At 66.4% G+C, this 25,475-nt stretch carries 30 protein-coding genes and 1 tRNA gene; 18 read left to right on the top strand and 13 right to left on the bottom strand.

The annotated features are described in order from the left end of the window. Positions 1 to 52: 52 nt before the first annotated feature. Complete coding sequence (locus GT355_RS11185; protein ID WP_160134708.1) at positions 53 to 1,441, bottom strand: MFS transporter; 1,389 nt, start codon at positions 1,439 to 1,441, stop codon at positions 53 to 55. A 142-nt stretch (positions 1,442 to 1,583) separates the two neighbouring features. On the opposite strand from GT355_RS11185, the gene GT355_RS11180 reads away from it, so the two are divergent. After that, positions 1,584 to 2,486, top strand: a complete 903-nt coding sequence (locus GT355_RS11180) for an HFX_2341 family transcriptional regulator (protein ID WP_160134707.1) — start codon at positions 1,584 to 1,586, stop codon at positions 2,484 to 2,486. 33 nt (positions 2,487 to 2,519) lie between these two features. Here the strand turns inward: GT355_RS11180 and GT355_RS11175 are convergent, their stop codons facing one another. Then, positions 2,520 to 3,794 carry a tRNA (N(6)-L-threonylcarbamoyladenosine(37)-C(2))-methylthiotransferase gene (locus GT355_RS11175; protein WP_160134706.1) on the bottom strand — a complete coding sequence of 425 codons (1,275 nt, stop codon included), beginning with the start codon at positions 3,792 to 3,794 and terminating at the stop codon, positions 2,520 to 2,522. Positions 3,795 to 3,847: 53 nt separating this feature from the next. Beyond that, positions 3,848 to 4,327 carry a protein-tyrosine phosphatase family protein gene (locus tag GT355_RS11170; RefSeq protein ID WP_240145782.1) on the bottom strand — a complete coding sequence of 160 codons (480 nt, stop codon included), beginning with the start codon at positions 4,325 to 4,327 and terminating at the stop codon, positions 3,848 to 3,850. Positions 4,328 to 4,435: 108 nt separating this feature from the next. Between GT355_RS11170 and GT355_RS11165 the strand changes: the two genes are divergently transcribed. Together GT355_RS11165 and GT355_RS11160 are read left to right on the top strand one after the other, a co-directional pair. Continuing rightward, positions 4,436 to 5,302, top strand: a complete 867-nt coding sequence (locus GT355_RS11165; RefSeq protein ID WP_160134705.1) for an ArsR/SmtB family transcription factor — start codon at positions 4,436 to 4,438, stop codon at positions 5,300 to 5,302. A 121-nt stretch (positions 5,303 to 5,423) separates the two neighbouring features. Further along, complete coding sequence (locus tag GT355_RS11160; protein WP_160134704.1) at positions 5,424 to 5,708, top strand: hypothetical protein; 285 nt, start codon at positions 5,424 to 5,426, stop codon at positions 5,706 to 5,708. 1 nt (position 5,709) lies between these two features. Here GT355_RS11160 and deoC read toward each other — a convergent pair whose 3' ends face one another. Further along, a complete protein-coding gene (gene deoC, locus GT355_RS11155; RefSeq protein WP_160134703.1) occupies positions 5,710 to 6,354 on the bottom strand; it encodes a deoxyribose-phosphate aldolase in 645 nt (214 codons plus the stop codon). Positions 6,355 to 6,435: 81 nt separating this feature from the next. Here deoC and GT355_RS11150 point away from each other — a divergent pair, with 81 nt between their 5' ends. Further along, positions 6,436 to 7,278, top strand: coding sequence for a DUF63 family protein (locus GT355_RS11150; protein ID WP_160134702.1), 843 nt, complete (start codon positions 6,436 to 6,438; stop codon positions 7,276 to 7,278). A gap of 147 nt (positions 7,279 to 7,425) precedes the next feature. Continuing rightward, positions 7,426 to 8,268 carry an NAD+ synthase gene (locus GT355_RS11145; RefSeq protein ID WP_160134701.1) on the top strand — a complete coding sequence of 281 codons (843 nt, stop codon included), beginning with the start codon at positions 7,426 to 7,428 and terminating at the stop codon, positions 8,266 to 8,268. 9 nt (positions 8,269 to 8,277) lie between these two features. Here the strand turns inward: GT355_RS11145 and GT355_RS11140 are convergent, their stop codons facing one another. Further along, complete coding sequence (locus GT355_RS11140) at positions 8,278 to 8,961, bottom strand: enoyl-CoA hydratase/isomerase family protein (protein ID WP_160134700.1); 684 nt, start codon at positions 8,959 to 8,961, stop codon at positions 8,278 to 8,280. 59 nt (positions 8,962 to 9,020) lie between these two features. Here GT355_RS11140 and GT355_RS11135 point away from each other — a divergent pair, with 59 nt between their 5' ends. Both GT355_RS11135 and GT355_RS11130 read left to right on the top strand, forming a co-directional pair. Continuing rightward, complete coding sequence (locus tag GT355_RS11135; RefSeq protein ID WP_160134699.1) at positions 9,021 to 9,668, top strand: DUF7114 family protein; 648 nt, start codon at positions 9,021 to 9,023, stop codon at positions 9,666 to 9,668. Positions 9,669 to 9,710: 42 nt separating this feature from the next. After that, positions 9,711 to 9,782, top strand: a tRNA-Thr gene (locus GT355_RS11130). A 193-nt stretch (positions 9,783 to 9,975) separates the two neighbouring features. Here the strand turns inward: GT355_RS11130 and GT355_RS11125 are convergent. The 4 genes from GT355_RS11125 to GT355_RS11110 all read right to left on the bottom strand — a co-directional run bounded on the left by GT355_RS11125 (position 9,976) and on the right by GT355_RS11110 (position 11,914). After that, positions 9,976 to 10,125 (bottom strand): hypothetical protein, encoded by a 150-nt coding sequence (locus GT355_RS11125; RefSeq protein WP_158589392.1) that lies wholly within the window; start codon positions 10,123 to 10,125, stop codon positions 9,976 to 9,978. 190 nt (positions 10,126 to 10,315) lie between these two features. Further along, entirely contained in the window at positions 10,316 to 10,957 is a 642-nt protein-coding gene (locus GT355_RS11120; protein WP_160134698.1) for a hypothetical protein, read from the bottom strand. Positions 10,958 to 11,150: 193 nt separating this feature from the next. Beyond that, positions 11,151 to 11,360, bottom strand: coding sequence for a hypothetical protein (locus GT355_RS11115; RefSeq protein ID WP_240145781.1), 210 nt, complete (start codon positions 11,358 to 11,360; stop codon positions 11,151 to 11,153). Positions 11,361 to 11,716: 356 nt separating this feature from the next. Continuing rightward, positions 11,717 to 11,914: a hypothetical protein gene (locus GT355_RS11110; RefSeq protein ID WP_160134696.1), complete on the bottom strand. Its 198-nt coding sequence runs from the start codon at positions 11,912 to 11,914 to the stop codon at positions 11,717 to 11,719. A 322-nt stretch (positions 11,915 to 12,236) separates the two neighbouring features. Here GT355_RS11110 and GT355_RS18465 point away from each other — a divergent pair, with 322 nt between their 5' ends. From GT355_RS18465 to GT355_RS11090, 5 genes are all read left to right on the top strand, one after another. Next, positions 12,237 to 12,365, top strand: a complete 129-nt coding sequence (locus GT355_RS18465; RefSeq protein WP_275690150.1) for a hypothetical protein — start codon at positions 12,237 to 12,239, stop codon at positions 12,363 to 12,365. A 167-nt stretch (positions 12,366 to 12,532) separates the two neighbouring features. Next, positions 12,533 to 12,709, top strand: a complete 177-nt coding sequence (locus GT355_RS11105) for a ribbon-helix-helix domain-containing protein (protein ID WP_120073274.1) — start codon at positions 12,533 to 12,535, stop codon at positions 12,707 to 12,709. 53 nt (positions 12,710 to 12,762) lie between these two features. Continuing rightward, positions 12,763 to 13,251, top strand: a complete 489-nt coding sequence (locus GT355_RS11100) for a 6-pyruvoyl trahydropterin synthase family protein (RefSeq protein WP_160134695.1) — start codon at positions 12,763 to 12,765, stop codon at positions 13,249 to 13,251. A 1-nt stretch (position 13,252) separates the two neighbouring features. Further along, entirely contained in the window at positions 13,253 to 14,038 is a 786-nt protein-coding gene (locus GT355_RS11095; protein ID WP_160134694.1) for a 7-carboxy-7-deazaguanine synthase QueE, read from the top strand. A gap of 53 nt (positions 14,039 to 14,091) precedes the next feature. After that, positions 14,092 to 14,778 (top strand): 7-cyano-7-deazaguanine synthase, encoded by a 687-nt coding sequence (locus GT355_RS11090; protein ID WP_160134693.1) that lies wholly within the window; start codon positions 14,092 to 14,094, stop codon positions 14,776 to 14,778. 224 nt (positions 14,779 to 15,002) lie between these two features. On the opposite strand, the gene GT355_RS11085 is transcribed toward GT355_RS11090, so the two are convergent. After that, on the bottom strand, positions 15,003 to 15,467 hold the full coding sequence (locus GT355_RS11085) for an Hsp20/alpha crystallin family protein (protein WP_240145780.1): 465 nt from the start codon (positions 15,465 to 15,467) through the stop codon (positions 15,003 to 15,005). 159 nt (positions 15,468 to 15,626) lie between these two features. Here GT355_RS11085 and GT355_RS11080 point away from each other — a divergent pair, with 159 nt between their 5' ends. Then, complete coding sequence (locus GT355_RS11080) at positions 15,627 to 16,439, top strand: DUF7839 domain-containing protein (protein WP_160134692.1); 813 nt, start codon at positions 15,627 to 15,629, stop codon at positions 16,437 to 16,439. Here GT355_RS11080 and GT355_RS11075 read toward each other — a convergent pair. Next, positions 16,412 to 17,662 (bottom strand): glycosyltransferase family 4 protein, encoded by a 1,251-nt coding sequence (locus tag GT355_RS11075; protein WP_160134691.1) that lies wholly within the window; start codon positions 17,660 to 17,662, stop codon positions 16,412 to 16,414. The genes GT355_RS11080 and GT355_RS11075 overlap by 28 nt on opposite strands. Positions 17,663 to 17,899: 237 nt before the next feature. Beyond that, positions 17,900 to 19,138, bottom strand: coding sequence for an O-antigen ligase family protein (locus tag GT355_RS11070; RefSeq protein ID WP_160134690.1), 1,239 nt, complete (start codon positions 19,136 to 19,138; stop codon positions 17,900 to 17,902). 209 nt (positions 19,139 to 19,347) lie between these two features. Here GT355_RS11070 and GT355_RS11065 point away from each other — a divergent pair, with 209 nt between their 5' ends. Together GT355_RS11065 and GT355_RS11060 are read left to right on the top strand one after the other, a co-directional pair. Beyond that, the gene (locus tag GT355_RS11065) at positions 19,348 to 20,493 is read left to right on the top strand and encodes a glycosyltransferase (RefSeq protein WP_160134689.1); all 1,146 of its coding nucleotides are present in this window, start codon (positions 19,348 to 19,350) and stop codon (positions 20,491 to 20,493) included. Positions 20,494 to 20,537: 44 nt separating this feature from the next. Further along, positions 20,538 to 22,004, top strand: a complete 1,467-nt coding sequence (locus GT355_RS11060; protein WP_160134688.1) for a sulfatase — start codon at positions 20,538 to 20,540, stop codon at positions 22,002 to 22,004. Between the two features lie 19 nt (positions 22,005 to 22,023). On the opposite strand, the gene GT355_RS11055 is transcribed toward GT355_RS11060, so the two are convergent. Further along, the gene (locus GT355_RS11055) at positions 22,024 to 23,163 is read right to left on the bottom strand and encodes a glycosyltransferase family 4 protein (protein ID WP_160134687.1); all 1,140 of its coding nucleotides are present in this window, start codon (positions 23,161 to 23,163) and stop codon (positions 22,024 to 22,026) included. A 131-nt stretch (positions 23,164 to 23,294) separates the two neighbouring features. Between GT355_RS11055 and GT355_RS11050 the strand changes: the two genes are divergently transcribed. The 3 genes from GT355_RS11050 to GT355_RS11040 all read left to right on the top strand — a co-directional run bounded on the left by GT355_RS11050 (position 23,295) and on the right by GT355_RS11040 (position 25,447). After that, entirely contained in the window at positions 23,295 to 24,278 is a 984-nt protein-coding gene (locus GT355_RS11050) for an NAD-dependent epimerase/dehydratase family protein (protein WP_160134686.1), read from the top strand. Between the two features lie 56 nt (positions 24,279 to 24,334). Next, positions 24,335 to 25,123: an HAD-IIA family hydrolase gene (locus GT355_RS11045; protein ID WP_160134685.1), complete on the top strand. Its 789-nt coding sequence runs from the start codon at positions 24,335 to 24,337 to the stop codon at positions 25,121 to 25,123. 72 nt (positions 25,124 to 25,195) lie between these two features. Continuing rightward, positions 25,196 to 25,447, top strand: coding sequence for an MTH865 family protein (locus GT355_RS11040; RefSeq protein ID WP_120073892.1), 252 nt, complete (start codon positions 25,196 to 25,198; stop codon positions 25,445 to 25,447). Positions 25,448 to 25,475 lie beyond the last annotated feature (28 nt).

The raw sequence follows: 25,475 nt of genomic DNA, 5'->3' as shown, positions 1-25,475 counted from the left end.
AATGATTTCCGTCAAGAATATATGATGTATTAACTTGGCTTGACGCTACGGCTCAGGTCAGCGGCTCGCCCATCGTCTCGCGGCCGAAGGCGAGCACCACGACTCCCCCAACGACGAACGCCGCGGCGAGGGGTAGCAGTGCGACCAGATAGCTGCGCGAAACGAGCGCCCCGGCGAGGATCGGGCCGATGACGGCGGCGATCTTCCCCACGCCGCCCGCGAAGCCGTTGCCGGTCGCCCGCGCGTTCGTCGGGAACAACTCTGGTGTGTAGGCGTAGATCGCGCCCCACGCGCCGAGCGTGAAGAAGGAGGCGGCGAGCAATCCACCGAAGAACGGCCAGAAGCCCGAGAGCCCGAGCCCGAGGAAGTCCACCCCCGGCATCGAGGCGGCGAAGACGAAGGTGAACACCCCCGAGAGAACGAGGTACACGCCGAGCGTGGGCTTTCGACCGACCCGCTCGACGAGGTAGGCCGCGCTGAAGTAGCCCGGGATCTGGACCACCCCGATGAGGATGAAGTAGCCGTAGATGCTCCCCACGACCCCCGACGCGCCGACGGTCTGGGGCAACCAGATGAACACCCCGTAGTAGCCGAAGTTGATGGCGAACCACGCGACCGCGATCATCACCGTTCGTTTCCGGAGGTCGGCCTCGAACAGGCGTCCGATCCCGGCGGCGGGGCGGGTCGTGATGGGCCCCTCGATCGGCGTGTGCTCCTCGCCGTTGGTCTCGGCGATCGCCTTGAGTCGGTCGTTCGCGGCCTCCAGATCGCCCGTTCGCGCGAGGAAGTACGGCGTCTCGTGGAGCTGTGACCGGATCACGAACACGAGTAGTGCGGGCAGGGCGGCGCTCACGAACAGCAACCGCCAGCCCTCGACGGCACCGAGCACCGGCAGGGCGACCACGCCGTTGGTGGGGAGCTGGGCGAGGAAGACCCACGCGAGCGCCACGGCGAGCACGTTCCCGATCGGCCAGAAGGCGTCGAGGTAGACCAGATACCGGCCTCTACGGTCCGTCGGGAGGTGTTCTGAGAGATAGGAGGTGTCGACCGCGAGCGCGCCGCCGAGCCCGACGCCCGTGAGGAATCGGAGCCCGAAGCCCGAGTAGAACCCGACCGAGAGCGCCGTCAGCCCGGTGAACACCGAGTAGATCAGCACCGTCCACTGGAAGGCCCCCTTCCGCCCGCGGCGGTCGGCGTACCAACCCCACCACCAGTTGCCGACGATCATCCCCATCAGGCTCGCCGCACCCAACAGCCCCGCCGTGAGCCCAGAGAGTCCCCACGCGCCGATCAGCACCGGCAGGGTGAAGCTGATGATGATGACCTCCATCCCGTCGAACGCCCACGCGCCGCCACAGATCGCGAGCAAGCGGTGGTGAAATCGCCCGACGGGGATTCTGTCGAGCACTTCCGACACGGTGACCGCTTCGTTTCGTGCCATCGTATTCGATCGCCTCTATCGAACTCACGGAGTCTCACTGATTTAGTTGTATGGGTTATCCACAGAAATAGCCGACTTTGAAGACTCGATTTCTTCGAAGTCGCTCGACAACGTTTATTCGTCGTTCACGGGTAGGTCGGGTATGCAGACCCACATCGTCCCCGTGGGGTTCGACTACGACCGGCTCATCGCCCCGCTGGTCCGGGACAAGCTCGACGTCGACCGGGTGATCCTCCTCGAAGGCGCGGTCGGGAGCGCGGCGAACGTCGAGTATTCTCGAAATCTCGCGGCGAAGCTCGAACAGGATTTCAGGAACCTACTGGGGGCCGAAACCGAGCGCTTCGTCGTCGCGGACGTCTACGACTACGACGCGGCGTTCGAGCAGGCCTACGGCCTCATCAACGCCGAACTCGACGCGGGTCGGGACGTCTGGGCCAACGTCAGCGCGATGCCGCGACCCGTGAGTTTCGCCTTCGCCACCGCCGCCCACTCCATCGGGGTCGAGCGCAGCGCGGACCGCGATCGGATCCACACCTACTACACGGTGCCCGAGAAGTACCTCGAAACCGAGCTCGCGGAGGAGCTCCGCCGCCAGACCGACCTGCTAGACGACCTCGGGACGGAGATCGTCGACGACCGGATCGACGAGCGCGTCGCGAGCGCCCGGGACCTCCTCGCGGAGTTCGACGAACGTGGGACCACCATCGGCGCGAAGGCCGTCGAGGGCTCACACATCCTCGAAATTCCCGTGGCCTCCTTCTCGAACGTCAAACCCTTCGAGGAGCTCATCCTGTTCAAGCTCGGCGAGGACGGCCCGTTCGAGAGCGTCTCCGAACTCGCCCACGCCCTCGCGCGCGAACTCTCGGAGGAGTACACCGACAGCTTCCGCTCGAAGGTCATCTACAACGTCGACCGGTTGGGACCGAGCGACAAGGGCTACATCGAACAGGACTCACAGGGCAAATCCCACCGCACGAAGCTCTCGCGGATCGGGGAACTCTGGGTGCGCTCGCACGCCGACGACGCGACGGCCACGGAGGAGTGATCGCGGGACCGCTCGATCGCACCGACCCCGCGCTCACACGGCGGGAGCGGGGTCGGTTTCGGCTCGAACCGGCTCGCCGAACGCGTAGACCGTGTTCTGCGAGGTCACCACGACCTCGACGAAGTCACCGGGCTCGATGCCGTGCTCGTCCGCCTCGCGAATGATAACCTGGCGATAGGCCTCGTCGTAGGCCTTCACCGAATCCCCAGTTCCCTGCTCGACCACCAACACTTCGTGTCGCTCGCCGACCATTGAGCGGTAGGCGTCCTCGACCACGTCCATCTTCAGGTCCGTCATCGCCGACGAACGCTCCTTCTTCAGCGTCCCACCCAATCCCTTCATGTCGGCGGCGTCGGTCCCGGGACGCTTCGAGAAACGCGTGACGTTGATCTTCTCGGGCGTCGTCTCCCGGAGGAGATCCATCGATTGCTCGTGGTCGGCGTCGGTCTCCGTGGGGAAGCCCACGATGAAGTCCGTCGCGAGCGTCCAGTGGTCGAGGTGGTCGTCGAAGGTCTCGACCACCTCGCGGAACTCGCTGACTTGGTGCTGGCGGCGCATCGCGCCGAGCACGTCGTTCGACCCCGACTGGACAGGAATGTGGAGGAAGTCGTAGAGCTTCTCGTTTTCCGCGAAGACCGCGGCGAGCTCCTCACGAATTCCATGCACTCCCTTTGGGTTCGCCATCCCGACCCGAACGCGGAAGTCGCCCTCGATGTCACAGATCCGGTCGAGGAGTTCGTGGAGCACGCGCTCGCCCTTGTCCCAGCCGTAGACGCCGGTGTCCTGGCCAGTAACTCGAATTTCCTTCGCGCCGGCGTGGACCAGCGCGCGGGCCTTCTCGACGTTCTCCTCGATCGGCGGCGAGTCGATCTTGCCGGTGGCGTGCTTCGTGATGCAGTACGAGCAGTTGCTCATGCAGCCCCGCGCGATCGGGAGGATGCCGACCACCCCGTCGAGGATCGGCTCCGCGCCGGGGGCGGTGGTCGGACACTCGCCGTTCCGGACGACCTCGGGGACCTCGTCCCAGCCACAGACCCGGGCGTCGATGTCGCCGAACTGCTCGCCCTGGGCGAGCGCCATACAGCCCGTGACGACGAGGTCGGCGGTCTCGTCCTCCAGTTCGCGCGCCCGCCGGAGCATGTTGGTCTCGGTTTTCTCGACCACGGTACAGGTGTTGAGGATGGCCACGTCGGCTGCTTTCGGGCCGTCCGCGGGGTGGTGGCCCCCGTCGCGAAGCCGGCGCTCGATCTCGCGGCTCTCGCCACGGTTCGCGGTGCAGCCGTAGGTTTCGATGTGATAGCTGGCCATCCGGTCACCGTCGCTCGGGGCCGCGCGGGCAAAAACGCGACGGACTCGCGGCCTCACCCGCGAGACGAGGACTCCGTCCGAGCGGCGAGATAGACGACCGCCAGTTCGCGGAGCGCCGGATGGGAGACGGCGGACGGGCGCGCGTCGAGAACGACGTCGAACGCCTCGGCGAGGCTCGTCCCCTCCTCCGCGGCCAGAGTCGTCGCGAGTACCGTGCTGCTCCGCGAGATCCCCGCAGTGCAGTGGATCAGCAGGGAGCCGTCCCGGCGAAAGAGCCACCGAGCGGTGTCGACCGTGGTTTCGAACGCCGACCAGTCGTTGCCCGGCCCGTCGACGAGCGGCCGGTGGTGGGTCGTCAGCGGCTCTGTATCACTGGCGAGCGTGAGCACGAACTCGAACGTCCGGTCGTGATGGTCAGGGTCGGCCGCGAGCCGATTCCCGAGGAACAGGTCGTGCTCGCCGATGCGGCGGATCACCGGGTGGTCCTCGACGAAGCCGAACGGGCGGCGCTGCGGTCCATCGTTCCGGTCCACGCTCCCGATCGCCCCCGTCCGACCAAACCGACTTCGTTTCGTGCCGTGCGTTTATCCTGCCCCGATTCCACTCACCGCTATGACGACACTCACCCTCGGGAGCGCGGGATGAAACAGGAGACCACGGCGGCGACGGTGCCGACCGACCGCCTCGAGAGCGCGTTTCGAACCCTGGCGAACGAGACTCGGGTCCGAATCCTCTTCGAACTCTACGATTCCCCCGACCGGGCCGTCTCCTTCTCCGACCTCAACGACCGCGTGGGCCTCGGCGACAGCGGCCGCTTCAACTACCACCTCAAACAGCTCACCGGCCGGTTCATCTACCGGACCGACGAGGGTTACTCCCTCCTGTTCAGCGGGCTCGCGGTCTGCCGGTCGATGCTCGCGTCGTTCGCCGACGAACACAGCGTCGAGCCGTTCGCCCTCGACAGCGAGTGCTACGACTGCGGGGCGACCCTCGTGGCGCGCTACGACCACGAGTACGTCGTGATCGGCTGTCCGGACTGCGGGATCGAGTTCCACGACTTCCCGTTCCCACCGGGAACCCTCGCGGGTCGGGACACCGACGACCTCCTCTGGGTCTACGACGGCTGGATGCGTGCCCAGACCGCGCTCGCCGTCGACGGCCTCTGTACGTGGTGTTTCGGCCGCCGGACCTCCGAACTCGTCGCCGGCGAGGACCCCGACGACCCGCCGACGGTCGTCCACACCTGTCAGCGCTGCGGGGCCGACATGCACACCGCCGTCGGCGAGACCTTCCAGTCCTCGCCCGCCGTCATCGCCTTCCTCTACGACCACGGCATCGACGTCCGGCGCACCCCCTCCTGGGAGATCGAGTACCTCTGGGACGACGAGTACGTGGTAGTCGAGAGCACCGACCCCTGGCGGGTGCGCTTCACGATCCCCGCCGACGGCGAGACGTTCTCGCTCACCATCGACGGCGACGTGCGAGTGCTGGACGTGACACGCGAGTAGTTCCGCCGCCCGAACCGCCGAAAATCCCGAAATTTTACATAAATCGCCTTCGGTTGAACGGATTACAGAAATGTATTTCAGATAACACTTATCGGGAACGGTGGACTACGGTGGAATAGAGATGAACCACGACGTATTCGCGCCTACCGGTCGTCGTATCACCCCTACAAACACCCGCTCCGGAACCCACGCTGACCTCGACGACGGCGCGAGCCGGCCCACCGCGCTCGTGGCGCGCTTGCTGGTCGGCCTCGTGCTCGCGCTCGCGGCCGTGTGGCTGGTGGCCTACGCCCTCCCGGCGTTCGGCGGCTTGCTCGCGGCCACGGTCGTTGGATTCGTCGGGCTCTGGGCGGTGCCGTGGCTCGTGGTGAGCGGCGTGGTTCGCGCCATCGAGGCCGGCGAGTAACTCACTCGGTCGCCGCGTCGAACCCCTCGACGATGGCGACGCCGCTCGACGCGCCGATCCGCTCGGCACCCGCTTCGAACATCGCGTTCGCTTCCTCGTAACTCCCGATTCCTCCACTGGCTTTTACGGGTAGAAAGTCGCTCATCAGTTCGACGTCGGCGACGGTCGCGCCGCCGTCGGCGAACCCGGTCGCGGTCTTCACGAAGTCGGCGTCGGCGGCGACGGCGCACTCGCACGCACGGTGTTTCTCGTCGTCGTCCAAGAGAGGGGCTTCGATGATGACTTTCACGGGGACGGGCACACCGGCGACTACCTCGGCGAGTTCGTCGGCCACGGCGTCGTCCTCGCCCGCGCGGAGCCGCCCGACGTTGAGTACGACGTCGAGTTCGTCCGCGCCCGCTTCCCACGCCCGCACCGCCTCGTCGCGTTTGGTCTCAGGGGCGTGCTGGCCGTGCGGGAAGCCGACGACGGTGGCGAGGGTCACGTCGGGACCCGTCGCGCGGGCGACGTCGAGGTAGCACGGCGGGACGCAGGCGTTCATGCCGTACTCGGCGGCTTCGCCGACGACCCGTTCGACGTCCCCTGGGGTGGTTTCGGGACCCAAGACCGTGTGGTCGATGGCGGCGGCGAGCGCGGTGCGGTCCATGCCCGCGTGAGACGGTCGACCCGGATAACTCCGCGGTCGGCCGACCGCAACGCTTTCGCCCGCCCCACTGCCGATTTCGCTATGCAGGTTCTTCAGATCCTCCCCGAGGGGTCGACGCTCCCCCCGTTACCCTATCTCGTCGTGCTCGCGCTCGCGCTCGCCGGCGTGGCGCTCGCACTCCGTCGGCTCGGCCCGCGCGTCACCGACCGGGTGGTGGTCTCGTTCGCGCCGTGGATGGTCGTCGGGTCGTCCTGTTACGTGCTCTATCAGGTCTACGAGACGTCCTCGTTCCTTCTCAAACCCTTTTTCTCCTCGCCCACGGTCTACGTCTCGGTCGCGGTGCTCGCGGGTGCGGTCTGGGCGGCGAGCGCGGCCGCCGGCCTCCCCGTCGACCGCTGGCGGCCCCCATCCGTCCCGAGCGTGGTCGGTCTCTCGGGTGCCGTTCTGGCGATCGTCGTGGTCGGCTGGGCGCTCGTGTGGAGCGCACCCGGTGACCTCCACCCGGTCTGGCCGGCGGTGGCGCTGGCGGTCGCGGTCGTCTGCGCAGTGACGGTCTGGGCAGCCCTCCGACGGCTGGTGCCCGCGACCCGCGTGACCGGCGCGGTCGGTGGGCTCTGCGTCTTCGGCCACGCGCTCGACGGCGTCTCGACCGCCGTCGGGATCGACGTTCTGGGCTTCGGCGAGCGCTCCCCGTTCTCCCGGGCGATCATCGAGTTCGCCGCCACGCTCCCGACCGCTCCCATCTTGGGGGCCGGCTGGCTGTTCGTCGTCGCCAAACTCGCGCTCGCGGCGGCGGTGCTCGTCCTCCTGGCGAGTTACGTTCGCGAGGAGCCCGGCGAGGGCACCCTCCTGCTCGGCGCGGTCGCCGCCGTCGGGCTCGGCCCCGGCGCACACAACCTGCTCCTGTTCACCATCGCGTCCTGACGACCGCCGCTCGATCGATTTTCACGAACTTGGCCCAGAGTACGAGACAGTTCTGGTTTTTAGGATCGTCGTCGGAAGAACCGACCGAACGACCAGACTTGTGGGTGAGGTGGTAGCTATTAGTAACGCGGATTCCTACGACCGGTCATGTCCGACACCGAATCCGCCGTCCGGCCCGACGCACCGCTCGACCTCTCGCTCTCGGACGACGAACTCGACGCCACGCGGGACCGGATCACCGAGTTCATCGCCGACACCGCCGACGACGCTGGGGCCGACGGCGGCGTGCTGGGGCTCTCGGGCGGTATCGACAGCACCCTGACGGCCTACCTCACCGTCGAGGCCCTCGGCACCGACGGCCTCCACGGGCTCGTGATGCCGAGCGAGGTGAACAGTGAGGGGAACATGAGCGACGCCGAGTGCGTCGCCGAGGACCTCGGCATCGAGTACGACGTGCTCGCCATCGAACCCATCGTGGACGCCTTTCTGGATGCCTTCCCCGAACCCATCGAGGACCACGAGGTCGAATCCGACCCGCTCAGGACCGCCGTCGGCAACGTCCGGGTTCGGACCCGTGCGGTGCTCGGTTACTTCGTCGCCAACCACGAGAACCGGATCGTGCTCGGCACCGGCAACCGGAGCGAGGCGCTCGCGGGCTACTACACCAAGTACGGCGACGGTGCGGTCGACTGCCTCCCCATCGGCAACCTCTACAAACAGCAGGTCCGCCAGCTCGCGAGCCACGTCGGCGTCCCCGACGACCTCGTGAACAAAACTCCCACGGCGGGGATGTGGGTCGGGCAGACGGACGAGGAGGAGATGGGGATGAGCTACGACACCCTCGACGCGGTGCTCGCGCTCCACGTCGACGGCCCGCTCTCGAAGAGTGCGACCGCGCGCGAACTCGATATCGACCCCGAACTCATCGAGAACGTCGAGACCCTCGTCGCCCGGAGCGCGCACAAACGCGAGATGCCGCCCGCACCGTAACCCGTCGACTCATTTCTCCGACCCCCGCCGTTCGACGAGCCCCGCGAACGCCTCGGCTTCCCGGTCGTCCTGAACCGCTGCCGACGCGTCGTCGTGCAGGCGCTCCTTCACCGCTCGAAGCGCGGCGGGGTCGTTCTCGGCGAGTGCGGTCACGACCGCCGCCGGATCCGCGACGACCCGCGAGACCAGCCCCATTCGGAGCGCTTCGTCGGCCTCGACGACCCGTCCGGAGAGCGAGAGGTCGAGCGCGTTGCCCGTTCCGACGATAGCCGGGAGGCGGTGCGTGCCGCCCCACGCGCCGAACAGCCCGAGCTTCACACCGGGTTCGGCGAACGTCGCGGCGGGCGTGGCGACCCGGAGGTCACACGCGAGCGCGAGTTCGACCCCGCCGCCGCGCGCCGGACCGTCGACGGCCGCGACGACCACTGACTGGGTCTCCTCGATGGCGTTCGCGACGTGCTGTCCGCGCCGGGCGAACTCGGCCGCGCCCTCGCCGTCGAGGGCCGCGATCGCGTCGAGGTCCGCCCCCGCACAGAAGGCGGGTCCCGCACCGCGAAGGCAGATAACTGGGGTTTCGAGCCGTTCGATCCCGGTTTCGAGGGCGGTCAGCGCGTCGGCGGTGAGCGCGTTCCGTTTCTCCGGGCGGTCGATCGTCAGCGAGCCGACGCGACCGTCGGTTTCGGTGCGTATCATGCCGACGACTGTGTACGGTTTCCAAAGGCCTTTGCCCTCCGCGCGCCTCTTTCAGCGTGATGGATGACGCCTCCCACGTCCGTCGTGCCGCCCGGGAGGCCGTCCGTGACGTCGACCCCGGCGCGTTCCGCGACGCCATCGAGACGGTCGTCGAGAGCGGGTCGATGGCCCCCGGCGTTCTCGTGGTCCTGTCGGCACGCGCCGCCGACGAGCCGGTCGGCTTCGGGACGGTCGCCACCCGCGCCGCGGGCACCCAGCTCATCTACGAGGGGCTCCGATTGACCCGCGCGCTGGCCCACGACGCGCCGTGGGAGGACGAGGACACCGACGCGAACCTCGACGTCCTCGTGGCGGACGTCCTCGTCGCCCGCGGGTTCTACCTCCTCGCGCGAACGGAGGCCGCCGAACGCGCTGTCGAGACCGTTCGGGCCTTCGGTCGGGACCGGACCGCCGCCGCGCCGACGGACGACCCCGTCGGCCCGCTCGAAGCCGACGTTCTCGACCTCGCGCTCGTCGCGGGCCTGACGGCGGTCGATGTCCACCCCTCGGCGGCGTGTCGCGAGTTCGTCGCCGACCTCGCGGGGTCGTTCGACGGGGAACTCCCGCCGGCGGACGACGCGTTCGACCCGACGACTCGCGAGTCGCTCGCCGCCCACGTCGACACCCCGGTCCAACCGGCCGGCGTCGGGTCGGCCACCGATCCGTGAATCGAAACGGATAAACGCGATTCGCCGATAGTCGTGGATGGCGCCTGGGTAGCTTAGCGGTAAAGCGCGTCCTTGGTAAGGACGAGACCCCGGGTTCAAATCCCGGCCTAGGCTTTTCGGGTTTTCACGGTTCTCATCAAGCGATAGCTCAGCTGCTTGGACGCTTGACTCCGGACTCGCGTCGCCGCTCCCGTCACTCATGGTTGGTTTGGCGGATGAAAAGTGCGATCGCGCGCAGTTCGAGTAGGCTACGCCCGAACCAACCGAGGACTACGAGGTGCTGGAGCAGGAACAGTCGCCCGTATCGTCAGCCACTCGTCTCCGTTTCGGGGGCCTGCGCGGAGGGAACCTCGTCGGTGACGATCACCTCGCCGTAGTTCTCACAGCCTTCGTGACTACACCGGAGGTCCATCTCGTCGTCGTAGGCTCCCCGGTAGCCACAGACGGGACAGGTCACGGTCTCATCCCTCGCTCGTCGAGCCTGGTCTGATCGCCCTCATCTTCGATAGATACACGTCAGTGGCACGGTACAAAAGTGGTTCGTCGGCGGCAACGGAGCTGTTGGGTTCCCCGGCCGGCGGTCACACGACCGCCCGGTGACCCCTCACGTGGGCGGCCCGTTCGACGCGAGCGGCCTCCAGGGGTGCTTAGCTCCCACCGGTGCCGGCGACCCCGCCGACGCCGCCCGTGCCGCTGTCGCCCTCGTGACCACCGAACTGGACCTGTTCGTTCGTGACGTCGACGGTGAATTCGGACTCGTTGGTATCGGTGTGCGTCTCACCCGTCGACGTCTCGATCTCGGCCTCGATCCGCACACCGATCGGGCCCACGTCCTCGGACGCACCGTCCTCTTCGGCCTCGAAGCGCTCCTCGCTCCACGACGCCGACTCCGTGATCAGGCTGAGTTTCTCGTCGAACGTGTACTCGCCCTCGCCCGACTGGCCGGCCTCGGAGAGGGGCTTGGTTTCGCTTCCCAGCTCCTCGTACTGGCCGTCGAGACCGCTGCGCTCCGCCGAGAGGGTGAACGTGATCGACTCCGGTGAGGAGTCGAGCGCCGACCACGAGTAGGTCGGCACCGGCTTGAACCAGATGTCGTTGATGGAGCCGTCCCCGGACGTGATGGAGACGTCGTCGGCGGTGAAGGTCCGCTCTTCGAGCGCGAACACCGGCTCCGTCCCGAAATACTGGAGCCCGCCCACACCGACCGCCCCGGCGACGCCGAGTGCCCCGACGCGACGGAGAACCGTTCGTCGACCGATGCCGTTCTGCTTGTCGTCGTCGTTCGTCATGGACGGTCTTTCCGTCGTCCGACCTGTCAATGACCGCTCTAGATGATTAGGTCGACGGTTCCAGCTCTTATGTTTACTCCCACGGACCTTTCGCTAAACGTCGCTGCGTTCGCACCGTATCCACTCGACTGCACGATGCGAGACCGCGCCCTCTTCGAGCGTGTCGAGGGCGTCGCTCGCCGCGCACGGTCGGCTACGCGCTCGCGCTCGGTTCGAACACGTTCACGCGCTCCCAGTTGTGAGGCAGCTCCCCCTCGGGGAGGTCGCCGAGTCGTTCGAGGTCGGCCGCTCGAACCCGCTTCATTCTGCACGAACAGCTGTATTCGAGCGTCGACCGGCTGTCGGGCCGTTCCGTGACGACGGTGAGGGAGACCCCCTCACCACACGATTCACACCGGTACATCGGTGGTCGCATGCCTACCGGTCGTACGGACGACGACCGTATCAGACCCATGCTTTCGATGGCCAGTCGCCGACCGTTTGTATATCCTCGCGACCGTGTATGCCGTCCAGACGTGTACGTCGTCCGCGGCGGGGTCACGGTTCGACAGCAGGGACGAACACTCCCCTCTTCTCGTGGGCGACCGAGCCACCTTTCCCGAACTGTTATAATGAATGGGCCTGCAAGAGCAAGTATGGCGACGCAATCGAGGGACACCCCGCTCGAAGCGTGCGACGAATGTGGCGAGAAGGTTCTCGAAGAGTATCTCGAGGACGGCGCTTGTCCCGAGTGCCGTTCGGCGTCGGACTGAACGCGGATTATTCGAGCAGTCCGGACGGGTAGTTCCCGGTCGAGTCCGGGAGGTCGGCCCGTCGAGCACTGGGTGCGGTGTCCGTGGACTTACACCGGGGACAAGCCAACGTCGTTCCCTCAGCCAGAGGTTGTTCGACCTCGACGAGGTCGTACGTTGCCTTCCCGCACGAGTTGCAGTACACCAGTTCTGCGTCGTCTTCCATGGCGAATATCTGTATCGATCGTGATCGGCCGTTCGTCTTAGTCGTTCGGACGGCGGCTCTCGGGGGCCGACACGGTTTCCGTGATCCGCTTTCGTTCCGGCTCTCGAAACAGGAGGCTGGAACGGCACCCGGCACTCCCGACTCGAACGCCAAGCGGGCACACTCCGTCCTCGTGAAATAACTCATTCCTGGGCACGATCTCTCATTGTTCGATAAAAAGACGTAGAAAATCCAATGTGGCTACTGTTCGGAGACGATTTGAAGTAGAAATAGACGAGTAGAAAACTCTACTACCTCTCGTGTGTGTGTGTGTTGTACACACATGAGTGACGATACCAGTACCACTCCTCGACAGGCCCTCGACGACCGTCTCTTTCGCTGTCCGGAGTGCAACACCCCGTTTCTGGAGGAACGGGCGATGAAGAGCCACCGAACGGAGAGCCACCGCTGAATCGCGGACGAACTGGAGGGATGATGCCCAGATCGATGCTATCGCACCGGTTCCGCCTGCTATCCGAAAATACTGCCTCCCCCTGCACAACCGGCCCTCCGACAGTGACGGAGGCCGCGCCCGGATCAGCGAAGCGACTTTAGTATATTCGCTGGCTATTATCGAGCATGCCGAAGATAAGCGTCGACGTCCCCCAAGAGCTCCTCGACGACCTCGACAGCCACGTCGGTGAACACGGCAAGTTCGTGAACCGGAGCGAAGCGATCCGGGCCTCGATGCGGAAGACCCTCGATCTGCTCGACGATATCGACGACCGCCACGGCCGACTCGACAACGAGGAGTAGGCTCGTCTCGCTCGTTTGACCATCCTTATACTGCTGTGGAGTAATAGCCAGCTATGCCCCGAATCGCCTCGAACGAACATCGAACCGATTCGTCGTCGACCGTCGGCGACTCGTCGTCGGCCATCGGCGACGAACGGACGCTCTCGATCGGCCACGAACGGCCGATCCGTATCAGTACGGGCCACCGACTGCGTCGGCACGACGGCAAGTGTAGCCGTCCACACGGCCACAACTACGAGGTCAGCGTTGAGGTCACCGGCACGCTACGGGAGGAAGGCTGGGTCGTCGACAAGGGGACGGTGACGGCCGTCATCGACGAGTGGGACCACCGATTCCTGCTCGAACACGGCGACCCCCTCGTCGAGGCCTTCGAGGACGCTGGCGACGGCGACGCGCTGGTCGTGCTCGACGCGCCCCCGACGGCCGAGGTGATGAGCATCGTGCTCGAACGGCGATTGGTCGAGCGGCTGCCGTCGGCGGTCACCGACGTGGCCGTCTCGGTCGCCGAAACGAGCGAACTCCGGACGGAAGCCCCAAGATAGCATGCCGGTCAACGCCGAGGCCGAACCCGGTGAGGACGCGCGAACCGAAGTCGACCCCGACGCAGCGGGGCTGCCGGTCAACGAGCTCTTCTGCTCGCTCCAGGGCGAGGGAAAACTCGCCGGCGTTCCCTCGGTCTTCGTTCGAACCAGCGGCTGTAACCTGCGCTGCTGGTTCTGCGATTCGTACCACACCTCGTGGGAACCGACCCACGCCTGGATGGGGATCGAAGCGATCGTCGACGAGGTGACGAGCCACGACCGGGCGGAACACGTCGTGATAACCGGCGGCGAGCCGCTGATCCACGAGGATGTCGTCACCCTCGTCGACACGCTCGGGGACCAGGGCTACCACGTCACCGTCGAGACCAACGGGACCGTCCACCGCGACGCCGCGATCGACCTCGCGAGCATCAGCCCGAAGCTCGCCAGCAGCACCCCTACGCCGGCACGGGACCCGAAGGGCGACGGCGAGTGGCGCGAGCGCCACGAAGCGCGCCGTATCGACCTCGACGCGCTGGCGCGACTCGTCGAGGACTACCCCACACAGCTCAAGTTCGTCGTCACCGATCCCTCGGATCTCGACGAGATAACCGACCTCGTCGACCGGGTTCGCGAACGAACGAGCGCTCGGATACGGAACGGGGACGTGCTCTTGATGCCCGAGGGACGAACCGAAGCCGAAATCACCGGGAACCGTGGGACCGTCGCGGACCTCGCGATGGAGCACGGCTACCGGTACACCCCGCGCCTCCACGTCAACCTCTGGAACGACGAGGCGGGGCGATAGCCGATGCAACCATCCCTGCGAACCGACGTCGATACCCTATACCATCTTCCACCATGACTGACGAAACCGACACGACTTCGACGGCGTTCGTGCTCCTCTCGGGCGGTATCGACTCGGCGGTCTGCCTGCAGCGGGCGCTCCGCGACCACGACCAGGTCGAGGCGATCCACATCGACTACGGCCAGCAGACCGAGGCGATCGAGCGGGCCAACGCCGAAGCCCAAGCCGATCGACACGACATCCCGCTTCACGACTGTGACTATCGGACCGTGTTTGCGGGGTTCGCCGAGGGAACCATCGAGGACAAGGCGTACGACCGGGACCTCACCACCGACGAGCGCCACAGCGTCGGCTACGTCCCCCAGCGAAACCTCCACTTCCTCACCACGGCCGCCGCGCTCGCCGAGCACCACACCGACGCCGGCGAGCCCATCACGCTCTACCACGGGGCCCAGCGAAACGACGAGACCGACTATCCCGACTGCCGACCGAGCTTCATCGAGGCCGCCCAGAGCGCGGTCGACCGCTCGACCGACCAGCACTCGATCCGGATCCGGACGCCGATCATCGACCGCTCGAAAGCGGACGTCCTCCACCTCGGTGAACGTCTCGGGGTCGACTGGGAACTCACCTTCAGTTGCTACAACGACGTGGACGGAGAGCCCTGTGGGGAGTGTCCGGCGTGTATCGAGCGCGAGGAAGCGTTCGAGGCGGCCGGACTCACCGACCCGGTCTCCTAAGGACGGAGGCTCCAGCTTTCGCCCGACCTCCGAAAACGCACCGTCGGTAGATCCATCGTCCCGTAAATCGACTGTCGATATACGAAACACCGACAAAGCGGTGCCGTCAGAGACACGACGGATCCGTAAACGCACTTGCCGTCTCCGCTCACACGCTCGTTCCGTCCTAAAATAACAGTGTTCAGAACAGATCCTGAAAGTATAAGAAAAAGAGTATTCGAGGCTCAGTCCTCGATCTCGATCCGACGGCCCTCGTCGATGACCTCGGGCGTGTCCTCGGTGGGCACCCGGATTTCGAGCATCCCGTTGCGGTAGTGGGCGGTGATCTCGTCTTCGAGGACGTCGCCGTCGAGGCTGACCTCGCGGCTGAACCGGCGGCTGTGGAAGCCCTCGTGGTCGTCTTCGTGCGCGCCGTCGATGTGGAGGGTCCCGTCGTGGAACCGGACGTCGAGTTCGTCGCGTTCGAAGCCGGGGGTGTCGGCGAGCACCGTGAACCCCTCCGCATCGCGCTCGACGTTCAGGGTGGTGTCCCACTCGCTGTGGTCCCAGCGGCCGTCGGAACCGCTCTCCAGCGCGGGCATTCGCCAGTCCGCGTCCTGCCAATCACCCCAGTTCATCGTGGCGAAGCGGCGGTTCATCTCGTCCATCATCCGGTCCATGCGTTCGAAGGGAGTGTCTTTGTAGCTCATGTGAATCTCCACCCCTATATACGACTTCTGACTATATAAAATGGCTGAGATGTGTGGTAGCAATCGGCCGCTTCGGCGGCGCGTGGTGTCTTCCAGTGGCCGGTGGGTGCCGGTCGGTGGACGCCAAACTACTTGCTGGATGGGTGTCGAGGGGCAGGTATGCCGACGAACGCGGACGAGGCCAGTCGTGCGGGCGTTCTCGAGAGCAAGCGAAACGCCACGCGCTATCAGATCCTGGTCGAGGTCGCCGACCGCCAGCCCGCGGTGAGCCAGCGCGAGATCGCCGACGCCATCGGCGTCACCGCTCAGGCCGTGAGCGAGTACCTCGGGGGGCTCGCCGAGGAGGGCTACGTCGCGAAGCACGGTCGCGGCCGGTACGAGGTCACGAAGGAGGGCGTCGACTGGCTCCTGAGCCAGACCGACGACCTCCGGGGGTTCATCCGGCACGTCACCGAGGACGTCGTCGGTCGCGTCGAGGTCGAGACCGCGGTCGCAACCACCGAGATCGCCGCGGACGAGACGGTCTCGCTCGCGATGCGTGACGGGGTGCTGTCGGCGACGGCGGGCGAGGCCGGGAGCGCCACCGCGGTCGCCATCACCGACGCCGAGCCCGGCCAGGACGTCGGTGTCACGGAGTTCGAGGGGCTCGTCGAACACGAGGTCGGGTCGGTGACCGCGGTCTCGGTCCCCGGCGTCCAGCGCGGCGGCAGTTCGGCGGTCGACCCGACGACCGTGACCGACCTCGCCGAGGACCACGACCTCGTGGCGACCGCCGGTACCGAGGCCCTCGCGACCGCTCGTGCGGCGGGGGTCGACGTCGACATCCGGTTCGCCACCGCGCCCGCGGTTCGCGAGGCGGCCACGAAGGGGCTCGACGTGCTGGTGCTCGCGACGGCGGACCTGCTCTCGGCCCACACCGACGAGCTCCGTCAGGGCGGCATCGGCTACGAGGTCGTCGACGTCGGGTCCTGACCCGACCCGTCGATCGACCGTTCGTAGAGCGCCACGAACCGCGGTACGACCGTCTCGGCCCGGTACTCCTCGACCTTCTCCCTCGCGGCCTCGGAGACGGTCCGAAGCTCGCCAGCGCGGACGAGGTCCAGTATCGCGTCGACGAACCCATCCGGCGTTCCATCGGTGATTCGGCCGCCGTCGCCGACGATGTCGCCGACGCTCCCGACGTCGCTGGCGACGGTCGGGGTGCCGGTCGCGAGGGCTTCGAGGAAGACCCGTCCGAACGGTTCGTCCCACCGCCCCGGATAGCAAAAGACGTCGTGGGCGGCGTAGGTTTCGGGGAGGTCGTCGTTCGGGACTCGGCCGGCGAACGTGACGGCCGATTCCAGTCCGTGGGATCGCGTCTGGGCTTCGAGCTCGGAGCGGAGCCCACCGTCCCCGACGACCGTCAACCGGAACGCGTCCGCCGACCGGCGATTCAGGCGGGCGAGGATCGGGACGAGCTGGTCGACCCCCTTGTGCTCGTCGAGTGATCCCACGTAGAGGAGGTCGTAGGGGGGCTCGAAGTCGCTCCCGTGCGGGCGGCAGAACCGTTCGTCGAGGACGTTCGGTATCGTCGTGATCCGCTCCTCGGGGAAGCCGAAGTCGGCGTAGGTCGACTCGACGTGGGGGGAGAGGGCGTGGTAGCCGTCGATGTCGTGGCTCTTGCGCTCGCCCTCGCGGACCAGTTTCAGGTCGCCCAGCCGGCTCACCGCGCGGTAGGCGGTGCCGAACTCGTCGTGGCCGGGGCTGGTGGCGAGCGAGCACACCGTACACTTCGCGAGACCGTTGCTGGTACACGGCTCCCGGTCGAGATAGCGGAGGTCGTTCTTCGGGCAGACCCCGCCGTAGGCGTTGAGGGTGACCACCGTCGCGCTCGACGTCTCGGTCGCGATATCCCCCATCGCCGGGATCGCTCCCATGAGGTAGCTGTGGGTGAGGTCGTAGGTGTCGAACTCCTCCATCCGGTCGCGGAGCGCGCGGTTCAGCTGGTGGCCCGAATGGTACGGATAGCCGGAGAGGTCGAGGGAAACGAGTTCCATTCCGTCGGGGACGTCGAGCCCCGACGGCGGTCGTTCGGTACAGTAGACGGTGACGTCGTGACCACGCTCGACCAGCCCGGTGACGATCCGGGAGGCGCTGTGGGCGGCCCCGGTTCCCTCGCCACGCGGGTAGCTCGGGTGGACGAACGCAGTGTTCATGGTCGATCTGCCCGAACGATGGCCCGTGAATCCGGTCGACTCATACTCGTTGGGTGAACCGACCCGGCCTTTGGGGTGTCGATCGTCGATTCGTCACTCGCGGTGACCTCGCGCCACGGGCCGTTCTCGTGGATCAGCCACGCTACCGCCACGAGTTCGTCCTTGAGTCCGCAGGACGGGACACCTCCGAAGCAGCGAGCTTCACGGGAACCGTTCCCCCGGTCCCGTGAAAATACACTAACCGGTCTCCTCGTCGCGTGTTCGTTCGCTTATCCACGTGGTGACCCGTTCTGCACGCAAGGGGAGGCGTTTCCCCTGCTGGCTATACCCGAAGACGAGCGCGCCGTAGACCGAAACGAAGCTCAGACCGAATATCGGGGAGTTGCCGAACAGTTCGATGACGAGGACGACCCCGAGCAGCGGGAGAAACACGTGTGCGGTGTCGAGAGCCGTACTGCGAGCCATCGCCTCCAAGGACCGCACGAGAGCAGCGAGACAGACGAGAAGGTACAGGACACCCCCGATGACCCCGGTCATCAGGAACATCCGGAGGTAGCTGTTGTGTACGCTGTACACGTTCCCGGCGGGTGTCGGTCCCCCATGGGCAGCGAGGATCGGGCCATCGTCGACCAACCCGTATCCGAGCGCCGGCCGGTCGAGTATCGCCCGGATTGCCGCGCTCCACAGTCCACCACGGGTGTTGAACGCCTCACCCACACTCCGTGTGGCCTCGATCCCGCCGATCGGTCCCAGCGCGAGTCGAAACAGCACGGCAGCGCCTGCGATGCCGATGACGGTCACGCCAACGACCGCGCGCGTTCCAAACAATCGATACACGCCGAGGAGTACGACCGCACCGACCACACCGAGGGCCGCAGCCCGACCTTGTGAGACCGCGAGCCCGACGAGGCAGCAACCCCCGCCGACGACCGCCACCCACTTTCGACGCCTTGAGCGGGCAACGCCGAACATCGCGACGAACCCGAACGCCGACAACGCCGAGAGTTTGTTGGGGTTCGTGAGAACCGAATCGAGATACTTGGAGCTATGCCACACCCCAAGCAGACCGCCGTTGTACATCACGTCGAACCAGACGAGCGGCAACGCGATCCCAGCGACTACCGCCGAAACCACCGCGAGTGCGTCGATGAACGCCTCGCGTGGGAACGTTGCGGGGACGACGAACAGGTTCAGCGCCGAGAACACGATGTACGTGCCGGTCCGAAGCGTGGTGCCATCCGGATGAAGCCAGTATTCGACGAGGAAGACCGCCCAGAGAGCAACGACCGGGACGAGCACGACCCGGTCGAACCGAACGGCGAGTCTCCCTCGAACGAACGAGATCGCGAGGACCACGGCGTACGTGCCGGTCGCGAGGAGGTATCCGATTCGTTGGGGAACCGGCGTCGCGGCCGACAGAACAGCGGCCAAAAGACAGAGGAGAAGTATCACATCGAGTGCGGCGCTGCGATCCATCGTGTGAAGAAACTACGACGAGTCCAATAGATTCGTCGGTGTTGGTCCGCGGTCATTGACTTGGGGTACTTCTTGGTTTCTATGGACGGCTAAATCCCTCTGGCTGGTCGCTCGTCTATCCAACCGAACCGGCTCCCGGATCCAAAAACACCGGTCTCATCGAATGGTTTTTCAGCCGCTGCACTCGTCCTCCGGTTGCATAGACTCCAATGAACGTCTGTTTTCTGATCAACCAGCTCGCTCCTGGCGGCGCGCCGACGCTACTGCTCGATATCGTGCGGCACACCGATTCAGCGGCTGATGTCGAGTACACGGTCTGTTTCATCGAAGGCGACGATACGCTGGTTCCGGCGTTCGAAACCGCCGGGGCGCGGGTCGTGGATTTCGGTGCCGAGTTCAAGTTCGACCCGCGCGCGCTCGCTCGGATGGCCCGGTTCTTCCGACGCGAGGAGTTCGACGTGCTCCACGCCCACCTCCCGTACTCCCAGACGGTGGGTCGTGTGCTCGGGCGACTCGGCGGTCTCGACGCCGTCGTGAGTACCCAGCACAGCGCTCCGAACAACTACCACCCGGTCACGCGCTTCCTCGAACGGCTCACACGACCGCTCGATTCGCGTACGGTCGCCGTCTCGAAAGCCGTCGAGCGACTGTTCACGGGTGCGGCCCGTGCGTACGAACCGGGACAGACACGACAGTGGTGTACGATCTACAACGGCCTCGACACGGCGGCGTTCGGCGCGACCGTCCGGGCGGCCGAGACAGATCCTCTCCGACGGAAGTGGGACCTCGGTGATGGCCCGATTCTGTTGAACGTCGGGCGGTATTTCGCGGGGAAATCACAGCACACGCTCATCGAAGCCATGCCTCACGTCGTCGATACCGTCCCCGACGCTCAGTTGCTCATCGTCGGCTGGGGCGAACTGGAGGACGACCTCCGCGATGCGGTTCGGAAACACGGCCTCGACGGAACCGTCCACGTCACCGGTCGTGGATCGCCGATCCACCCCTACTACCGGCTCTCGGACGCGTTCGTGCTCTCGTCGGTCCGGGAATCGTTCGGTATCGTGCTCCTGGAGGCGATGGCAGCGAAACTGCCAGTCGTGGCGACCGACGTACAGGGGATCCCGGAGGTCGTCGACCACGGCCGGACCGGTCTACTGGTACCGCCGAACGACCCCAAGCGCCTCGCCGAGGCGGTCGTCGAAGCCCTGCGGACGGACGAACCGTTCGGGGAGAACGGCTACGAACGTGCGGCGACCGAATTCGACATCCGGACTACGACCACCTCGTACATCGAGCTCTACCGGGAACTGTGTGGCATCACCCCGGAACCGAGTGAGGTTCGGCGCGACTGAAAATCTATTTAGGCCGGCGCGTCCCGCTTTGTTCTATCCGATCGATGGTCTCCCGCCCCAACGTCGTGCTCGTCGTGATGGACACCGCGCGCGCACGGGACGTCGTCCGGTCCGCGCACCGTGAGACACGGCTTCCGGCCATCGACCGCCTCGCGAGCGAGGGCACCGAGTACACCAACGCGTTCGCCAGCGCGCCGTGGACGCTGCCCTCCCACGCCGGGCTGTTCACCGGGACCTACTCCTCGAAACACGGCGCACACGCGGGACACAAACACCTCGACGACGACCTTCCGACGCTCGCCGAGGCCTTTCAATCGAACGGTTACGAGACGGTGGCCGTCTCGAACAACACCTGGATCTCGGAGGAGTTCGGGTTCGCGCGCGGGTTCGAAACGCTCTACAAGACCTGGCAGTACGTCCAGACCGACACCGACCTCGGCGAGGTGGCACGAACGAAACGCGGGAAGGAGATGGTTCGAGCGCTCGCCGCACGGCTGCTCGACGGTAATCCGGCCATCAACGCCGCGAACGCGGTCTACGGCCAGTTCTTCAGGAAACGAACCGACGATGGCGCGAGGCGAACCAACGAGTGGCTTCGGGGCTGGCTCGCCGACCGCACTACGGAAAGACCGTTCTTCACGTTCGTCAACTACCTCGAACCCCACCTCGAATATCGCCCGCCACGTGCCCTCGCCGAACAGTACCTCCCGAACGGCGTGACCTACGACGAGGCGATGACGGTCTCGCAGGACGCGTGGGCCTACATCACGGGTCACGAATCGCACACCGAGGCGGAGTTCGAGGTCCTCCACGGGCTCTACAACGCCGAGATAGCTTACCTCGACCGTCGTATCGGCGACCTCCGTGGCCATCTCGAAGCCACCGGCGAGTGGGAGGACACGATCCTCGTGGTGACGGGCGACCACGGTGAGAACGTCGGCGATCACGACCTGATGGACCACCAGTACTGCCTCTACGACAGCCTCCTCCACGTCCCGCTCGTCGTGGCCGGTGGCGCGTTCGACGGCGGTGGGACGGTCGACGACCTCGTCCAGCTCACCGACCTCGCGCCGACGCTGCTCGACGCGGCCGACATCGACGCACCAGCGATGCGCGAGTCCATCCAGGGTCGGTCGTTCCACCCAGCCACGACCACCGAGCCTCGAACCCACGCCATCGCCGAGTACATGGCCCCACAACCCTCGATGGACGCGCTCCGCGAGCAGGTCGGTCCCCTGCCCGACGGGTTCCCGTTCGACCGGTCGCTCCGAGCGGTTCGGACCGCCGACGACAAACTGATCCGCGGGTCGGACGGCAGCCGAGAACGCTACGCGGTCGATGCCGACCCGGAGGAATCGACCGACCTCGCCGCCGAGACTCCCGACCGGGTGGACGAACTCGAAACCGTTCTCGACGACTGGTTGGATTCGTTCGAGCACAGCGACGCCTCGGGGTCGGTGTCGATGACCGACGCGGCACAGGACCGCCTCGAAGACCTCGGCTATCTCTAAAATTCTACGACGAGCACGTTCAACGCGAGTTCGGCTCGCCGGTTCGCGGGTCAGCGTCGCAGAGCGCTGCCAGATGCTCCGTCGTCTTCCTCGCGGTCGCCGACCACGAGTACTCCTCGGCGATCCGCTCGCGACCCTGCTCGCTGTAGCGTGCGTACCGCTCCTCGTCGCCCGCGAGGTCGGCGATCGCGCTCGCGAAGCCCTCTTGGTCCCCGACGGGGACGGTGACGCCGGCACCGTCGACCACGGACCGTATCTGGGTGAGGTCGCTCGTCACGACCGGCGTACCCGTCGAGAGCGCTTCGAGCACCGTCCGCGGGAGTCCCTCGGCGCGGCTGGGGAGCACGAAGAGATCGGCGGCGCGGTAGACCGCCGGCATCGCCTCGTAGTCGACCTCGCCGAGGAACCCCACCGCCTCGTCGAGTCCACGCTCGGCGACACGGTCCTCGAGATCCGCCCGGAGCGGCCCGGTCCCGACGAACCAGAGCCGCGCGTTCGGGTGCGTCTCGCGGACGTGCTCGATGGCCGCCAGCGCGTCGCCGGGTCGTTTCCCCTCGACGAGGCGACCGACGAACACCACCGCGGGGTCGCCGCCGATCCCCGAGCGCGCCGGGCCGTCCGGCGAGAACCGCGTCTCGTCGATGCCGTTCGAAACCACGTTGATGTCGGTCCGGACGCCGACCTCCCGGAGGCGCGAGGCGTCCTCGACGGTGTAACAGAACGCCGCGTCGGCGGTGTTGAACGTCGCCCGGCCGAGGCTCCGGAGGTACAGCCGGAACACCCACTCGGGGGCGGACTGGGAGTAGAGGCCGTGGTTCGTGATCGCGAGCGGGGTCGTGTCGAGTCGGCGTTTCAGCGCCGCGAGGTTCGTCGAGAAGTAGAGGTGTGAGTGGGCGTGGACGACGTCGTAGTTGTCGGCCTGCCGGAGGAACCGTGCGACCCCGACCGAGATGTCGTTGCCGAGGAGTTCGGCGGTCGCCGGCCGACGGACCACGGTGTAGCCGTCGCGCTCCTCGCGGCGCGGGCCGTCCTCGCCGATCGTGAGCACCGTCACGTCGTGGCCCATCGCGGCCTGGTCGCGGCTGAGCGCGTGGACGTGGTAGGGGCCGCCGCCGACGACGTCCGGATAGACTTTCTGTGCGACTCGGAGGATTCGCATCGGTCGTTCGAAACGCAGGCGGGGCAAAAACGGTTCGATACGTGGCCGGTGCGTGTGGCGATGACGGTCCCCGAGGTCCGGCCGAGCGACATTCGGTAGGTTTTATGCGCCTGGCTTTCTCCCATCCGAAAATGATCCTAGTCACGGGCGGCGCGGGGTTCATCGGCGGTCACCTCGCCGAGACGTTCGCCCGCGAGGGCCACGACGTGGTCGCGCTCGACAACCTCGAACCGTTCTACGACGTCGGCATCAAACGACGGACCATCGACGCCGCGCGCACCGCGGCCGAGGAGGGTGGCGGGAGCTACGAGTTCGTCGAGGGCGACGTCCGTGACGCCGAGACGGTCCACGACCTCGTCGTGGACGCCGAGTACGTGTTCCACCAGGCCGCACAGGCGGGGGTCCGTACGAGCGTCGAGAACCCCCGGAAGGTCGACGACATCAACGTCGAAGGGACGCTCAACGTGCTCGACGCGGCCCGCGAGTCGGGGGTCGAGCGTCTGGTGTTCGCGAGTTCGTCGTCGGTGTACGGTAAACCTGTCTCCTTGCCCTACCAGGAGGACCAGCCGACGACGCCGGTGAGTCCCTACGGGGTCTCGAAGCTCGCCGCCGAGAACTACGTCCGGGTCTACGGCGACCTCTACGACATCCCGACCGTCGCACTCCGCTACTTCACGGTCTACGGCCCGCGAATGCGACCCAACATGGCCATCTCGAACTTCGTCTCGCGGTGTACGAACGACGAACCACCCGTCGTCTACGGGGACGGCTCTCAGACACGGGACTTCACCTACGTCGCGGACATCGTCCGCGCGAACGCGAAACTGCTCGAAACGGATGCCGCCGATGGCGAGACCATGAACATCGGGAGCACCGACAACGTCTCGATCGAGACGCTCGCGACGACCGTCCGGGATGCCATCGCGCCCGAGCTCGAGATCGAGTACGGCGAGCGACAGGCCGGCGACGCCGAACACACCCACGCCGACGTCTCGAAGGCCGGGGAACTGATCGGCTACGAACCGACCGAGGACATCCGGAGCGGCGTCGAGCGGTTCATCGACTGGTACCAGGACAACCGGGAGTGGTACGAACCGCTCGTTCGCTCGTCGTGAGTCCGTTGTCGGGCTGAAACGCCAGGATTTAGCCGCTTCGCCCCCCAAGCGTTCCCATGACCACCCGTGGCGCGATAATCGACCTCGACGGCACGGTCTACCGGGGCGAGACGCCGGTTCCGGGGGCGCGGCGCGGCATCGACGCCCTCCGGGACGCCGGCTACACCCCCTGTTTCTTCTCGAACAACCCGACCAGATCGGCCGCGGGGTTCGCCGACCGGCTCGCGGGGATGGGCTTCGATGTCGATCCCGAACGCATCCGGTCGGCCGCCACGGTGACGACCGACTACCTCACGCGCGAACACGCCGACGAGCGGGTCTTCCTCATCGGTTCGTCGGGGCTCCGCTCCCTGTTCGAGGAGGCGGGGCTGGCGCTGGTCGAGGCCCCCGAGACCTGTGACGTGCTGGTGGCCTCCTACGACCGGGGGTTCACCTACGACGACATGACCGCGGGGCTCCGGGCGCTCGAAGCCGGCGCGGCGTTCGTCGGTACCGACCCCGACGTCACGATCCCCACCGCTGATGGGAAGTCGGTGCCGGGGTCGGGGGCCATCATCAACGCGGTGGCGGGCGTCGCCGAACGCGAGCCCGACATCGTGGTCGGCAAACCCTCCCAAGAGGCGCTCGACGCGGCGCTCGCGGCTCTCTCTCACCCCGAGGAGTGCCTCGTGGTCGGCGACCGGCTCGACACCGACATCGCGCTCGGCGAGCGCGGCGGGCTGACGACCGTCCTGGTTCGCTCGGGCGTCACCGACGGGACCACGCTCGCCACGACCTCGGTCGAGCCCGACCACGTGATCGAGAATCTTGGGGAGATCGGTTCGGTGCTCGACGCGCTCCGGTAGCCCGACAATTCCGACCAACGGACTCGGGGTTCCCGAACGTTTTTACTGACACTCGGCAAACCCGTGGGTGCTATGGCAGACGAAGACGAACTCAGATCCCAGATGATCGACGCGTTCGAAGGTGCCGACTACCCGATCTCGAGCCCGATGGACCTCGTGCCGGCGCTCCCGAACGGGCCGTCGACGAAGTTCGAGTCGGGCGACTTCTCGATGACCGCGATGGAGCTCAACACCAAGCTCTCCGGTGGGAACTTCCCCTACGAGAGCCCCGAGAACTTCGTCGACGACGTCATCGAGCAGCTCAAGGCCCAGGACGAGCTCTGAATCGGGGTTCGAGGTTCGTCGCGTCGGA

The organism is Halococcus salsus (genome assembly GCF_009900715.1).
Classification (GTDB): Archaea; Halobacteriota; Halobacteria; order Halobacteriales; family Halococcaceae; genus Halococcus; species Halococcus salsus.
This window is presented reverse-complemented; position numbering and strand designations above follow the sequence as displayed.